The 14,912-nt window shown below is 59.0% G+C and carries 11 protein-coding genes; 7 read left to right on the forward strand and 4 right to left on the reverse strand.

The genetic code is table 11. The features are described from left to right. Window positions 1-101 precede the first annotated feature (101 nt). Genes EV281_RS19030 through EV281_RS19040 form a run of 3 tightly spaced genes read right to left on the reverse strand, consistent with a single transcriptional unit; the run spans window position 102 to window position 3,096 of the window. Window positions 102-743: a ThuA domain-containing protein gene (locus EV281_RS19030; protein ID WP_132655107.1), complete on the reverse strand. Its 642-nt coding sequence runs from the start codon at window positions 741-743 to the stop codon at window positions 102-104. Window positions 744-762: 19 nt separating this feature from the next. Further along, on the reverse strand, window positions 763-1,866 hold the full coding sequence (locus tag EV281_RS19035) for a Gfo/Idh/MocA family oxidoreductase (protein ID WP_132655445.1): 1,104 nt from the start codon (window positions 1,864-1,866) through the stop codon (window positions 763-765). A 30-nt stretch (window positions 1,867-1,896) separates the two neighbouring features. Then, window positions 1,897-3,096 (reverse strand): ROK family transcriptional regulator, encoded by a 1,200-nt coding sequence (locus tag EV281_RS19040; RefSeq protein WP_132655109.1) that lies wholly within the window; start codon window positions 3,094-3,096, stop codon window positions 1,897-1,899. Between the two features lie 204 nt (window positions 3,097-3,300). Between EV281_RS19040 and EV281_RS19045 the strand changes: the two genes are divergently transcribed. From EV281_RS19045 to ugpC, 4 genes are all read left to right on the forward strand, one after another. Beyond that, window positions 3,301-4,605, forward strand: coding sequence for an extracellular solute-binding protein (locus tag EV281_RS19045; protein ID WP_132655111.1), 1,305 nt, complete (start codon window positions 3,301-3,303; stop codon window positions 4,603-4,605). Between the two features lie 83 nt (window positions 4,606-4,688). After that, window positions 4,689-5,627 (forward strand): sugar ABC transporter permease, encoded by a 939-nt coding sequence (locus EV281_RS19050; RefSeq protein WP_132655113.1) that lies wholly within the window; start codon window positions 4,689-4,691, stop codon window positions 5,625-5,627. Then, window positions 5,620-6,468 carry a carbohydrate ABC transporter permease gene (locus EV281_RS19055; protein ID WP_132655115.1) on the forward strand — a complete coding sequence of 283 codons (849 nt, stop codon included), beginning with the start codon at window positions 5,620-5,622 and terminating at the stop codon, window positions 6,466-6,468. The genes EV281_RS19050 and EV281_RS19055 overlap by 8 nt, the downstream gene beginning before the upstream one ends. Before the next feature lie 24 nt (window positions 6,469-6,492). After that, entirely contained in the window at window positions 6,493-7,566 is a 1,074-nt protein-coding gene (gene ugpC, locus EV281_RS19060; protein ID WP_132655117.1) for a sn-glycerol-3-phosphate ABC transporter ATP-binding protein UgpC, read from the forward strand. A gap of 102 nt (window positions 7,567-7,668) precedes the next feature. Here ugpC and EV281_RS19065 read toward each other — a convergent pair whose 3' ends face one another. Then, window positions 7,669-9,003 (reverse strand): dicarboxylate/amino acid:cation symporter, encoded by a 1,335-nt coding sequence (locus EV281_RS19065; protein ID WP_132655119.1) that lies wholly within the window; start codon window positions 9,001-9,003, stop codon window positions 7,669-7,671. A 204-nt stretch (window positions 9,004-9,207) separates the two neighbouring features. On the opposite strand from EV281_RS19065, the gene EV281_RS19070 reads away from it, so the two are divergent. From EV281_RS19070 to EV281_RS19080, 3 genes are all read left to right on the forward strand, one after another. Further along, a complete protein-coding gene (locus tag EV281_RS19070; protein ID WP_132655121.1) occupies window positions 9,208-11,085 on the forward strand; it encodes a sensor histidine kinase in 1,878 nt (625 codons plus the stop codon). After that, window positions 11,082-12,449 carry a sigma-54 dependent transcriptional regulator gene (locus EV281_RS19075; protein WP_132655123.1) on the forward strand — a complete coding sequence of 456 codons (1,368 nt, stop codon included), beginning with the start codon at window positions 11,082-11,084 and terminating at the stop codon, window positions 12,447-12,449. Before EV281_RS19070 ends, EV281_RS19075 begins: the two co-directional genes overlap by 4 nt. A gap of 508 nt (window positions 12,450-12,957) precedes the next feature. Then, the gene (locus EV281_RS19080) at window positions 12,958-14,901 is read left to right on the forward strand and encodes a PrkA family serine protein kinase (RefSeq protein WP_132655125.1); all 1,944 of its coding nucleotides are present in this window, start codon (window positions 12,958-12,960) and stop codon (window positions 14,899-14,901) included. Window positions 14,902-14,912: the final 11 nt, after the last annotated feature.

Genomic DNA, 14,912 nt, shown 5'->3' on the forward strand with positions numbered 1-14,912 from the left:
GTAACGCATAAAGATGGGTTTTGGCACCCGTATGCAGCGCGAATATGCGCTTTTATTCGAAGCTGCCGGCGGGGCACCGGCAGCTTTTAGGTCAAGCCGGATCAGCGAGCCGCCCAGTTGGCGCCGCGGCGGAAAATCGTGCGCATCTGCGGCACGTCGAATTCCTTGGCGACATGGCCGAGTGAAGAATAGAACACGCGGCCCTTGCCGTATTTGCGCTTCCAGACAACCGGCATGGTCACACCGTCGATCCAATAAGCATGTTCGCCGGTGAAGGTCGTTGTCGCCAGCACCTCGTTCGAGGGGTCGACATGCATGTAATACTGTTCGGAATTATAGGGAAAATCGGAGATTCCCTCCATCAGCGGATCGTCCGGCCGGGTGATGTTGACCGTATAGTTGATGATGTTGCCGGGATGGGCAACCCACTGGCCGCCGATGATGAACTGATAGTCGGTCGATTCGCGGAAGCTGTCGCCGGCGCCGCCGTGATAGCCGGCAATGCCGACGCCGCTTTCGACGGCGGCCGCGAGGTTCTTGACCTCTTCCTTCTCAATCTTCGACATGGTGATCACGGGGACGATCAGGCTCAGATCGTGGATCGACGGGTCGGCAAAGGCTTCCGTGCTATGTTCGACATAGACTTTGAAGCCGTCTTCCTCGAGTATGCCCTTGATGATTGCGGCGCATTGTTCCGGTTCATGGCCTGCCCAGCCGCCCCAGACGATCAGTGCTTCACGCATCCTGTATTCCTCCTGAATGTTACTTGCCGAGCAGTCCGTCGACGAGGGATTGAGAGAGCGGAGCGGGGCGCTCCGTTGTTGTGGTCAGTGTCACAGTGGTGCCGGTGTCGGAAGCCTTCTGGAAGGCTTCCATCACTTCGAGCACATGCAGTGCCAAGTCGCCGTTCGCACGGTGCGGCCGGTTCGACCGGATGGCGTGAGCGAGATCGGCGACGCCAAGAGAGCGGTAGTTGCCGTCGGCGTAAGGCAGGGTCACGGGCTGGTCCTCGAACTGGCCGCCCTTCTTCAGGTATTCGACAGGGCCGGCAAAGCGGTTGGGATCCGGCACGATCAACGTGCCTTCGGTGCCGTAGACTTCGAGCGGCACATGTTTGTGGCCGGCGACATCGAAGCTCATGCCGATCTGCACGACAGCGCCATTGGCAAACGCCATGACGCCGGCAACGTGGGTCGGAACATGTACGGGAATGCGTTCGCCGTTGCGCGGCTCGCTGGTGATGACGCGCTCATTGCGCGGCGTGACCGCGAAGCCTGCAACCTTGGCGACCGGCCCGAGTAGATTGACGAGGTCGGTGATGTAGTAGGGACCCATATCGAGCATCGGGCCGCCGCCAACTTCATAATAGAAAGCCGGGTTGGGGTGCCAGCGCTCGTGCCCCGGGCACATGAAGGTCGCAGTACCGCCGACTGGAATGCCGATGACGCCCTCGTCGATCAAGGCGCGGGCAGTCTGATGACCGCCGCCGAGGAACGTGTCAGGGGCTGCACCGATGCGCAAGCCCTTGGCCCTGGCGGCATCAGCCAGTTTTTTCCCTTCCGCGAAATTAATCCCGAGCGGTTTTTCCGAATAGGTGTGCTTGCCGGCCTCCAGCGCCTGCAGGCCAACGGCGACGTGGGCCTTCGGAATGGTCAGGTTGACGATGATCTCGACCTTCGAATCGGCGAGAAGTTCATCGACAGTCCTAGCCTGAAGGTTGAATTCGGCGGCCTTTGCCTCGGCGAGTTCGCGGTTGAGGTCAGCGAGCCCGCGGATATCTAGGATCGGGAAGGCCGATGTCATCGCCTTGAGATAGGCGCCCGAAATATTGCCGCATCCAATGATGCCGATACCGACTTTTTCCATCATATCCTCCAATAATACTGGTTTTGCGCCTCAGAGCGCCGGTCCCGTGGTGCTCCATGGCGATTCATAGAGTTCGTAGAGGGCAACGGCGGCCGCGCCCTGTGCCCAGAAGTCGTCGGTGGAATCGTCGAAGACGAGCTCGCTGACGCCTTGCAGGGATGGCGGGATGGCCAGGGCGTAGGCATCTCGCAGACTGTTGAGGAAGGGCTCGCCAAGCGCAAGCGAGGAACCGACGAGAATGACGCGCGGCGGTGCAAAGAGGGTAACGATATTGGCGATGGTCAGCCCCACTGCCTCGCCGGCCCGTGCTGCTGCACCGATCAGTTGGTCGTCATCGGCCTGGATCATTGCCTGCACATGCGTCATCCCGCGGCCGAGGCGTACCGCTTCGGCAAAACGTCCATCAGCTTGCCGCTCGCCGAGAATAGCGCTTTCCCCAGCACGGCTGGAAAGCCGGACCACGCCCTGTTGTCCCATGCCGAGGACGAGATCGCCGAGATTGTGGCTGAGGCCGCCGGCGCCGCGGAAAAGCTGGTTGTCATGCAGCACGCCGAGACCCAGCGTCTGTTCCAGTGAGATCAGCACCATGTCTTCCAGATCGCGGGCCTTGCCGAACCAGTGATGGCCGAGCGTGATGGCATGTGCATCGCTCTCAATGATCGTTGGTGTGGACAGGCGGGCAGACATTTCTTTAGCAAAATCAACGTTGATTTCGCGGAATATCGGGCTTGAGCGGATATAGCCCGTGCGGTGCTCGATGACGCCGGGAAGCGCCAGGCAGATGCTGTCTATATCATCGAGCGACAGGCCGATATCGACGACACAACGTCGAACGCCGTCTTCGACGAGATCGGCGATGACGGCGATCGGCTGACGATCGATGCGGATCGGCAGCGTCAGCCTGGAGAGCACGTCTCCCCGGAAATTCGTGACGACGAAAACCATGCGGCTGGCGGCAATCTTGGCGCCGACTACGCGGGCGGCATCGGGGTTGAGTTCCAGCATCACGCGAGGCCTTCCTCGCACGGCCTCATTACGGATATCGCCCTCATGACGCGGCAGGATCAGTCCGTCGTCGAGCAGCGAGGCGGTGATGGCGGAAACCGTCGTGGTCGAAAGCTCCGTGCGCTCGCTGATCTGGATACGAGAGATCGGACCATGGCGCCGGATCGTATCGAGCACGTTCAAGCGGTTGATCGCACGCATCAATTCGGGATCTGCAGTCTTCATGAAAATCAGCCAGGCAATCGGCCTGTTGGGGCAAGCCGCCTAATATTTTTAACGGGTTACGAAATAAATAGCAGGTAAACACACGGAGCTGTCAAGCGAATTTGATGAAAAATACAGCGGTTGGCTTGACATCCGACAAAAGCTCCGTTGAATTAATCCGCATAGGGGAAAAATTGTGAGGATAGGTCCCCTGGGAGGAAAATCATGAATTTTATGTCCAAGAGCGCCGTTTTTGGCGGCAGGCGCATCGCGTCTATGGCTGTTGCTGCCGGCATGTTGTTGGCAGGAGCAAGTGCGGCTTCTGCGGCCACCGTGGTCAAATGGTTGCATCTCGAACTCGACCCGAAATTCGTCGCGGTCTGGGAGGATATCGTCAAAAAATACGAAGCCCAGCATCCCGATGTCGATATCCAGATGCAGTTCCTCGAAAACGAAGCCTTCAAAGCTAAGCTGCCGACATTGCTGCAATCGGACGATGTGCCGGACTTCTTTTACAGCTGGGGCGGCGGCGTTTTGAAACAGCAGTCCGAGACTGGCGCGCTGCAGGATGTGACGGCAGCCCTCGATGCCGATGGCGGCAAGCTGCGCAACGCCTATACCCCGGCTTCCGTCAACGGCCTGACCTTCGACGGCAAGACCTGGGCGATCCCTTACAAGGTTGGGCTCGTCAGCTTCTTCTACAATAAGGCACTGTTTGCCAAGGCTAACGTCAAGGCTGAGGACATCAAGACCTGGACCGATTTTCTTGAGGCTGTGAAGAAGATCAAGGCGGCCGGAATCGTGCCAATTGCGGGCGGCGGCGGCGAGAAATGGCCGATCCACTTCTATTGGAGCTACCTCGTCATGCGCGAAGGCGGTCAGAAGGTGTTTGAAGCCGCCAAGAAGGGCGAGGGCGAAGGTTTCCTCGATCCTGCCATCATCAAGGCTGGCGACGACCTCGCCGAACTCGGCAAGCTCGAACCGTTCCAGCCCGGCTATCTCGGCGCGACCTGGCCGCAAACGCTTGGCGTGTTTGGTGACGGCAAGGCCGCGATGATCCTCGGCTTTGAAAATACTGAGGCGAACCAGCGTAAGAATGCCGGCGACGGTAAGGGGCTGGCACCTGACAATATCGGCCGTTTCGTCTTCCCGGCGGTCGAAGGTGGCGCCGGCAAGCCGACAGACACGCTCGGCGGCCTGAACGGCTGGGCCGTCACCAAAAAGGCCTCCAAGGAAGCGATCGATTTCCTTGCTTTCCTGACGAATGCGGACAATGAGCGCGCCATGGCTAAAGCCGGTATGCTCCTGCCTGTCGCGGTCGGCGCGGATGACGGCGTCGTCAACCCGCTGCTAGCCGACTCGGCAAAACAGCTCGCGGGTTCGACTTGGCATCAGAACTTCTTCGACCAGGATCTCGGTGCAGCCGTCGGTCGCGTCGTCAACGACGTGTCAGTGGAAATCGTCTCCGGACAGATGAATTCCAAGGACGGCGCCCAGATGATACAGGACGCTTTCGAACTGGAACAATAACCCGCGCCCGCAGAGCTTTCCCGGCGCTCCAGCCAAGCTCGGAGCGCCGGCACGACCGCCGACGAGACACGAAAGCAGGTGCCATGGCCAATATTTCAGTCCCCTCTATGTCAGCCACGGCAAGGCAGACAAGACGAGCCGCAAACGGAAAAAGTTCGGTTGCCCATGACCGGCTCACGGTGCTTCTAATCTTTCTTCCGCCGGCGCTGGTGCTCTTCACGCTCTTCGTTATCATGCCGATGGGCGAAGCGGCGTGGTACAGCCTTTATAAATGGAACGGATACGGTACGCCGACCGAGTTCGTAGCACTCCGCAATTTCCAGGTCCTGTTCCGCAATCCGGCTTTCACGCAGGCCCTGATCAATAACGGCCTGATCATTGTCATCTCGATCTGCATTCAGGTGCCGCTCGCCATCTGGCTGGCGACAATGCTTGCCCACCGCATTCCCGGCGTAGTCGGCTTCCGCCTGATCTTTTTCCTGCCCTATGTGCTGGCGGATGTCGCCGCTGGCCTCATCTGGCGCTTCGTCTACGACGGCGATTACGGCCTGTTTGCGGCCGTTTCCAATTTCTTCGGTTTCGCCAATCCTTATGTGCTCGCCGACAAGGACGTAGCGATCTATGCGATACTCGGGGTCATCGTCTGGAAATATTTTGGTTTCCACATGATGCTGTTTATCGCCGGCCTGCAGTCCGTCGACAAGAACGTGCTAGAGGCGGCCGAAATCGATGGCGCAACCGGCTGGCAGAAATTTCGTTACGTCACGCTGCCGCTGCTCGGCTCAACCCTGCGCCTTTCGATTTTCTTCGCGGTCGTCGGCTCGCTGCAGCTCTTCGACATGATCATGCCGCTGACAGGCGGCGGGCCGTCCAATTCCACGCAGACGATGGTCACCTTCCTCTACACCTATGGCGTCATGCGTATGCAGGTGGGTTTGGGGAGCGCCGTCGGCGTGGTGCTCTTCATCATCTGCGTCACGCTCGCCTTCGGTTACAAAAGGATCTTCATGCGCCATGACTGATATGAGCTCTTCCATTCGCATGAGCGTGTCTACGCGCGTCTACCTCTACGCGTCGCTGAGCCTAATTGCCGCGATCGTGCTCGTGCCGCTGGTGACGACGGCACTCGGCGGCTTTAAGACGCTAGGCGACCTGCGCACCAACCCTTTCGGCCTGCCAACGGAATGGCAATGGGCGAATTATACCGACATTCTCTTCGGTGAGCGTTATTGGCTGCAGATCGGCAACTCGCTCGTCATCGCAGCTCTCACTGTGCTCCTGACGCTGATCGTCTCGTCCATGGCGGCTTTTGCCTTTGCCCATGTCCGGTTCTTCGGCTCGTCCTTCCTGCTCAATTATTTTTTGCTCGGCCTGATGTTTCCTGCTGCGACCGCGATCCTGCCGCTCTTCATCCGCATCCGCGATCTTGGCCTCTTGAACACCTATTGGGGCGTGGTGCTGCCGCAGGTGGCCTTCGGTCTGGGCATGAGCATCCTCTTGTTTCGCAACTATTTCCGCAATCTTCCGGAAGAATTGTTCCAGGCGGCGTTCGTCGATGGCTGCGGTTATCTGCGCTTCTTCTGGCATATATCGCTGCCGCTTTCCCGCCCCATCGTCGCTACCGTCAGCATCATCTCCTTCGTCGGCAGCTGGAACAGTTATATCCTGCCGCTGATCATGTTGAATTCCGAGTCTAAATATCCCTGGCCTCTCGGCATTATGGTCTATCGCGGCGAATACGGGACTGAGTGGCAGCTGGTGCTGGCCTTCATCACGCTCACCATTCTGCCGACCATCATCGTCTTTTTCATCGCCCAGAGGCACATCATCGCCGGATTGACCGCCGGCGCCGTGAAGTCCTGAGCCCGAGCTATTGGAGGTGCAATCATGGCATCCGTTTCACTGAGCGACATTCGCAAGGCCTATGGTGCCGTCGACGTGATCCACGGCATTTCGCTCGATATCGCGGATGGGGAATTCGTCGCCCTTGTCGGGCCGTCCGGCTGCGGAAAATCGACACTGCTGCGGATGATCGCCGGCCTGGAGGAGATCACGGATGGCGAGATCGCGATCGGCGGTAATGTCGTCAACGGTATGACGCCTCGCGAGCGCAACATCGCAATGGTCTTCCAGTCCTACGCGCTCTATCCGCATATGACGGTCGCAGAAAACATGGGCTTCAATCTCAAGCTCGCCGGTGTCGCAAAACCGCAGATCGAGGCCCGCGTCGCCGAGGCCGCCCGAATGCTGGATCTCGCCCAGCTTCTCGACCGCAAGCCGGCCCAGCTTTCCGGCGGCCAGCGCCAGCGTGTCGCCATGGGCCGCGCTATCGTGCGAAATCCCGCCGTCTTCCTGTTCGACGAGCCGCTCTCCAACCTCGATGCCAAGCTGCGAGTGCAGATGCGTTCGGAAATAAAGACGTTGCACCAGAAGGTCAAAACCACCTCGATCTATGTCACGCATGACCAGATCGAGGCGATGACGCTTGCAGATCGCATCGTCGTGCTCAATCAGGGCAGAGTGGAGCAGCAGGGTACGCCGCTTGAACTCTATAAGAAACCTGCCAATCTCTTCGTGGCCGCGTTCATCGGATCGCCGGCGATGAATATGCTGGATGGTACCGTGGATGGCGAAGACGGCAAGCCGGCCGCGCGTCTTTCGGATGGCACTGCGATCCGCATCGCTCCTGACCGCAAGGTTCGCCCCGGTCAGGCGGTGACTATTGGCCTGCGCCCCGAGCATCTGACGCCGGGTGGCAAAGATGGAAGTGCGCTTGCCGGGCACACCCTGCTCGTCGAGCCGACCGGTGCTCAGACCCATGTCGTCTTCGATCTTGCCGGTCAACCGGTAACGGCTGTGGTGGATGGGGATTATGCTGCTCGTTATGGCGCTCGCTTCGAAGCGAATATCGCCAGCGAGCAGGTCCATATTTTCGACCGCGGCACAGGCTTGGCACTTTAATCCGGACGGACGACAGGCTGCTCCCCTCATGGCGTGTCCGCCGACACCAAATGCGATCCTCCGCCAATCGCACGACTGGCGGAGAATTTATTTGTCTTAAGCTCATTCCGCCGGCTGAGCCACCGGAACAAGCAGATCGCGGTCATCGCGCAAATTGCCGGCCATTGCTGCGGCAAAACGGGTCTGATCGAGCTCGTTTTCCCAGCGGGCGACGACGATGGTAGCAACCGCATTGCCGACCAGGTTCGTCAGCGCACGGCATTCCGACATGAAGCGATCGATGCCGAGGATCAGCGCCATGCCGGCGATCGGAACCGAGGGGACGACCGAGAGTGTGGCGGCAAGCGTGATGAAGCCGGCACCGGTGATGCCTGCGGCGCCCTTAGAGCTCAGCATCGCCACGAGCAGCAGCAGGATCTGATCGCCGAAGCTCAGATGCGTGTCCGTCGCCTGAGCGATGAAGAGCGCTGCCAGCGTCATGTAGATATTGGTTCCGTCAAGGTTGAACGAATAGCCGGTCGGAATGACGAGGCCGACGACCGAGCGCTTGCAGCCGGCCTGTTCCATCTTATTCATAAGGCCGGGCAGGGCGGCTTCGGACGAGGAGGTGCCAAGCACCAGCAGCAGCTCTTCCTTGATATAGCGGAGCAGCGCCAGGATGGAGAAGCCATTATAGCGGGCGACCGCGCCGAGCACGACCAGCACGAAGAGCAGCGATGTCAGATAGAAAGTGCCGATCAGGAAGGCGAGGTTGGCAATCGCGCCGATGCCGTATTTGCCGATCGTAAAGGCCATCGCGCCGAAGGCGCCGATCGGCGCAAACTTCATCAGGATCGCGACGAGGCGGAAGACCGGGGCCGTCAGAACCTGGAAGAAGTCAAGCACGGGTTTGCCGCGGTCGCCGACGGAACCGAGCGCAATGCCGAAGACCACGGAGAAGAACAGGACCTGCAGGATATCACCCTTGGCGAAAGCGCCGACGATCGTATCCGGGATGATGTTCATCAGGAAGCCGACGACCGTCGCGTCATGGGCCTGAGCGGCGTAGTTGTTGACGGCTTTCGTATCGAGCGTTGCCGGATCGATATGCATGCCGGCGCCAGGCTGCAGGACATTCGAGACAACGAGGCCGACGACGAGCGCCAGCGTCGAGAAGACGAGGAAATAACCGAGCGCCTTGCCGACGACGCGGCCGAACTTCTTGAGATCGGCCATGCCGGCAATGCCGGTCGTGACAGTCAGGAAGATGACGGGCGCGATCACCATGCGCACGAGCTTGATGAAGGCATCTCCAAGCGGCTGCAACGAAGCGCCAAGAGACGGGTAGAAGTGGCCGAGCAGAATGCCGGCGGCGATGGCCGCCAGAACCTGCACGTAGAGGTGCCGGTAAAAGGGAATCTTGCCGCGCTCCGCGGCAGGGTTCATTGCGATATCCATGGTGTCCTCCACTGTGCCGGCGCCAAGGCGGCGGCGGGCAAGTCATGATGGTCAAACAGCCTCCCGACTGATGAGGACATGGCTTGCAATGCGCGTGCCAGTTTCTGGCTCGCATTAACCCATTGATATCATTGCTCATGATCTTCGTCGTTTTCGGACAAGTGCGGATTTTCGCACAATGTGAATTGCCCGCAGTGCGAATACATGCACAATACCGCCATGCACCAAAGCATCGCATCTGAACGTTTCCTGACACTCGAACAGCTCGGCCGGCGATCCCGTTCCGTCTGGCTGATCTTTGCGGCACTTGCCGCCATCGTGATTGGCGCAGCGCTTTACGGCGCCGGCACTTATGGCCGCTTGCAGGCAATCGCGGCACTGGAGGATCAGGGGCAAACGGACGCCAATCTCAAGGTGGCGCTGCTGCGCGCCGTGCTCGAGGGACCACGAGCCCTGCCGCTGCTTCTCGCCGATGATCAGCAGGTGCGAGACGCTCTGGCCTCGGGGCAGGGCGAGGCCGTCATGGGGCTTGATCGCAAGCTGCAGAGTCTGGTCGCCGGCACCCGCGCCTCGGTTCTGTATGTAACCGGCAATAATGGCATCGCGATCGCTTCCAGCAACTGGCAGGAGCCGTTGAGCTTCGTCGGCAACGACTATTCCTTTCGCGATTATTTCCGCCGTGCGATGGAAACGGGCACGGCGGAGCATTTTGCGCTCGGCAATGTCAGCAGCCGGCCCGGCCTTTATATTTCCCGGCGGGTTGGGAATGCTGCAGATCCGCTCGGAGTCGTCGTGGTCAAGATGGAATTCGATCAGCTGGAATCCGACTGGCGCGATGCAGCCCGACCGGCCTATGTCACCGATGAGCATGGGGTTGTGTTGATCACCAGCCTACCGTCCTGGCGCTTCATGACGGCAAAGCCGCTGCCGCAGGAAAGTCTTGCGGTGATCAGGAACAGCCTGCAATTCGGCGAGGCGCCGCTGCTGCCATTGCCGATCGATGAGCGTCAGGCACTTCGACCCGGAGCCGCGATCGTGCGTGCCATCATGCCGGGCGGCGGGGAGGGCGAGTTCCTGCGGCTGCGCACCGAGGTGCCATCGACATCGTGGCAGCTCGAATATCTTGTGCCGACCGAAGCACCGATCGCCACTTCCGTGCGCGAGTGGCGGTTGCTGACACTGGCCGGGCTCCTTCCCGTGCTGGCTATCATGACCTTCCTGCTGCGCCGTCGCCAGATCGCGAGCATGCGTATTGCGACCGAACGCGCCGCGCGAGAGTTGCTGGAGCGCCGGGTGCTGGAGCGCACGGAGGATCTGAGCCGCGCCCGTGACAGGCTGCAGGAAGAGATAACCGATCATCGCGTAACCGAAGCAAGGCTGCAGGTGGTGCAGCAGGAACTCGTCCAGGCGAATCGTCTGGCGATCCTCGGTCAGGTGGCTGCGGGCGTGGCGCATGAGATCAATCAGCCTGTGGCGACCATCCGCGCCTATGCAGACAATGCCCGCACCTTCCTTAAACGCCAGCAGCCGGAATCAGCCGACGACAATCTCGACGCGATTGCAGGCCTGACGGAGCGCATCGGCATGATCACCGAGGAGCTGAAGGCCTTTGCTCGCAAGGGCCGCACCGCCGCCGAGCCGGTGGAGCTGCGCGCCGTCATTGAAGGGGCGGTCATGCTGCTGCGAAGCCGCTTTGCCGGACGGCTGGATGCCTTGAATATCAAGCTGCCGTCAGCGGGCCTGAAGGTGAGCGGAAACCGTGTTCGCCTGGAACAGGTGCTGATCAATCTGTTTCAGAATGCGCTCGAAGCGCTTGAAGGCAGGGAGGAAGCAAAGGTGGATATCTTCTGTGAGGAGACTGAGGGCGAGGTGGCTGTGATTGTCGCCGACAACGGCCCCGGCATTTCGCAAGACATTCTCGGCTCGCTTTTTTCGCCCTTCAATACCTCGAAGGAAAAGGGCCTCGGCCTTGGGCTCGTCATTACCAAGGACATTATTTCCGATTATGGCGGCCGCATCGAGGTCGATAGCAATGAGTGCGGCACGCGCTTTACCGTCCATATCCAGAGAGCACAGGCATGAGCGACATGATCCCAGTCCTCCTTATCGATGACGACAAGGATCTCCTGAAGGCGACGAAACAGACGCTGGAACTTGCCGGCTTTTCCGTTTCGACCTTTCTCGCCGCCGCTGAGGCGTTGAAGGTGCTGACATCAGAATTTTCCGGAGTTGTGGTCTCGGATATCCGCATGCCGCATGTTGACGGGCTGCAGCTCTTCGATCGCATCCGCCGGCTGGACGAAGACCTGCCGGTGATCCTGATCACCGGGCATGGCGATATCCCGATGGCCGTCAAGGCGATCCAGGACGGAGCCTATGATTTCATCACCAAGCCCTTCGCAGCTGACCGGCTGGTGCAGAGCGTGCATCGGGCGGCGGAAAAGCGCCGTCTCGTGCTCGACAACCGATTGCTGCGCGAGGCCGCCGAACAGGCACAGAGCGACCTGCCGCTGATCGGCCAGACGCCGGCCATGGAGCGCTTGCGACGGACGCTCCGCCAGATTGCCGATACCGACGTTGATGTGCTGGTAACTGGTGAGACCGGCAGCGGTAAGGAAGTGGTGGCGAGCCTTCTGCACCGCTGGAGCCGCCGTGCCAAAGGAAACTTCGTGGCGCTGAACTGCGGTGCTCTGCCGGAGACGGTGATCGAAAGCGAACTCTTCGGCCATGAGGCCGGTGCCTTTACCGGGGCCCAAAAGAAGCGTGTCGGCCGTATCGAACATTCGAGCGGCGGGACGCTTTTCCTCGACGAAATCGAAAGCATGCCGGCTGCTGCGCAGGTTCAGATGCTGCGCGTGCTGGAAATGCGTGAAGTCATGCCGCTCGGCACCAACGAGGTGCGGCCGGTCGATTTGCGTGTCGTCGCTGCTGCAAAGGTCGATCTCGGTGATCCGCGCCAGCGTGGCGAATTCCGCGAGGATCTCTACTATCGCCTCAATGTCGTTACGATCAGCATCCCACCGCTGCGCGACCGGCGCGATGACATCCCGCTTCTTTTCGCCCATTTCACGGAACGCGCTGCCAATCGTTTCAAGCGCCCGGCTCCCTCGGCTTCACCTCAGCTGTATCGGCATCTGAGAAACCACGACTGGCCGGGCAATGTGCGCGAGCTCTCGCATTTTGCCGAGCGCTTCGTACTCGGCCTCGAAACAACGCCGGCGGAGCCGGAGCAGGGAGGGATGGAGGACAAAGAGGTTCCCCTGTCTCTGCCGGCGAGGATCGACCGCTTCGAGGCCGATATCATCCGCGAAACATTGACCCGCAACGAGGGCAACGTGCGTCGGACCATTGAGACACTCGGCATCCCACGCAAGACGTTCTATGACAAGCTGCAGCGCCACGGCATCGAGCGAGCCGCTTTCAGCCCTTCGAAGGCGGATAGTTGACATGCTAGGCATGTGCTGGCGGCAGAAGCGAATGCAAAACGTTAAGTTGCAATTCCCTTGCCATAACAAGCCGTCGACATGCACAGGAGATCGAAGCTTCAGCTCTCATAGGCTGAGTAAATGGCCGCGTTTTCGATCATGTCTTGCTTTTCTTGGAGGTGCCTCTTGGAGACAATACCACAAGGTGGACAGCGAGAAATCCTCGCTCCAGCGAATCAGGTGGCCCTCAATCGGCACTAACACAAGTTTGCGTCATTGAGGTGAAGGTGTGCGGCGTTCTTTGAGACCGGGCGCGAATGATACTCCCGGCGCTGCCGCAAAGCTATAGAGACGGTCAACTTTCGAGGATCAAATCGATGAATTGCGCGCACTTTTTTGTGTGGCGAGGCCGGAATGCCTGCCATGTCTTATTTCCGTCGCTCCAGACCTTGATCTTTCGAGACATTGGCGCACCATCTTACTTAGCGAAAGCGAAAATCGCTGAGGCAGACCTTTATTAGGAGGGCCTATGCTAGAAAACTCCCTATTCGACGCGTTCACCCGCAACTACGAGGCTCGCCGCGAGACGGATATGTCTGTGGCGGATTATCTTACGCTGTGTAAGAAGGAGCCGATGGCTTACGCCAATGCCACCGAGCGCCTGCTCGATGCCATCGGCGAACCCGAGATCATCGACACTGCAAAGGATTCGCGGCTCGGACGCGTTTTCATGAACAGAACCATCCGAACCTATCCGGCCTTCGTGGGATTTTTCGGTATGGAAGAGACGATCGAGCGGATCGTTTCCTTCTTCCGTCACGCCGCCCAAGGTCTCGAAGAGCGCAAGCAGATCCTTTATCTGCTCGGCCCTGTCGGCGGCGGCAAGTCCTCGCTTGCAGAGCGCTTGAAGCAGCTCATGGAGGTCAATCCCATCTATGTGCTGAAGGCTGGCGACGAATTGAGCCCGGTCTTCGAAAGCCCCCTCAACCTCTTTGATCCGCTTACCATGGGGCCGTTGCTGCTTGAGCAATATGGCATTCCGACCCGTCGCCTCAGCGGCTTGATGAGCCCATGGTGCCTCAAGCGTCTTGACGAGTTCGACGGCGATATCTCACGCTTTCGCGTCGTGAAAATCCAGCCGTCCCGGCTTCGCCAGATCGCGATTGCCAAGACTGAGCCGGGTGATGAGAACAATCAGGACGTCTCATCGTTGGTCGGCAAGGTCGATATCCGCAAGCTCGAGCATTATCCGCAGAACGATTCCGATGCCTACAGCTATTCCGGCGGTCTTAACCGCGCCAATCAGGGCATCTTGGAATTCGTCGAAATGTTCAAAGCGCCGATCAAGATGCTGCACCCGCTGCTGACGGCGACGCAGGAAAACAACTACATGGGCACCGAAAATATTGGTGCGATCCCGTTCTCCGGTATCATCCTTGCCCATTCGAACGAAGCGGAATGGCAGACCTTCAAGGCCAACAAAAACAATGAAGCCTTCATCGACCGCATATGCGTGATCAAGGTTCCCTATTGCCTAAGGGTCACTGAGGAGCAGAAAATCTACGAGAAACTGATCGAAGGATCGGAGCTTGCGAACGCCCCATGCGCGCCGGCAACACTCGAGATGCTCGCTCGTTTCTCTGTCCTGTCACGGCTTCGCAAGCACGAGAATTCCAATCTCTTTTCGAAGATGCGTGCCTATGACGGCGAAAGCCTCAAGGAAACCGATCCGCGCGCCAGAAGTGTGCAGGAATATCGCGATGCTGCCGGCGTCGATGAGGGCATGGACGGAATATCGACACGTTTCGCCTTTAAAGTTCTTGCGTCGACCTTCAACCACGACACGACGGATATCGGCGCCGATCCGGTGCATTTGATGTATGTTCTGGAACAGGCTATCCGCCGCGAGCAGTTTTCCGAGGAGACGGAAAAGCGCTATATGGAGTTCATCAAGGCTGAATTGGCACCGCGTTATGCGGAATTCATCGGCAACGAGATCCAGAAGGCTTACCTGGAATCCTATTCTGATTACGGTCAGAATCTGTTCGATCGTTACGTCGACTATGCGGATGCCTGGATCGAGGATATCGATTTCAAGGATCCGGATACGGGACAGTTGCTCGATCGCGAACTTCTGAACCAGGAACTGACGAAGATCGAAAAGCCGGCGGGCATTGCCAATCCCAAGGATTTCCGCAACGAGATCGTCAAGTTCTCGCTTAGATCGCGGGCAGCTAACGGCGGCAAGAATCCTTCATGGACGAGCTATGAGAAAATCCGGGAAGTCATCGAAAAGCGGATGTTCTCGCAAGTCGAGGATCTGCTGCCGGTGATCTCCTTCGGTTCGAAGAAAGATAGCGAAACCGAAAAGAAACACAGTGAATTCGTTTCGCGCATGGTCGCGAGGAATTACACGGAACGGCAGGTTCGCCGTCTGGTGGAATGGTACATGCGGGTCAAGCAGGCAAGTTAGGTAGGCTGTCC

It is taken from the genome of Rhizobium sp. BK418, assembly GCF_004341105.1.
Classification (GTDB): Bacteria; Pseudomonadota; Alphaproteobacteria; order Rhizobiales; family Rhizobiaceae; genus Rhizobium.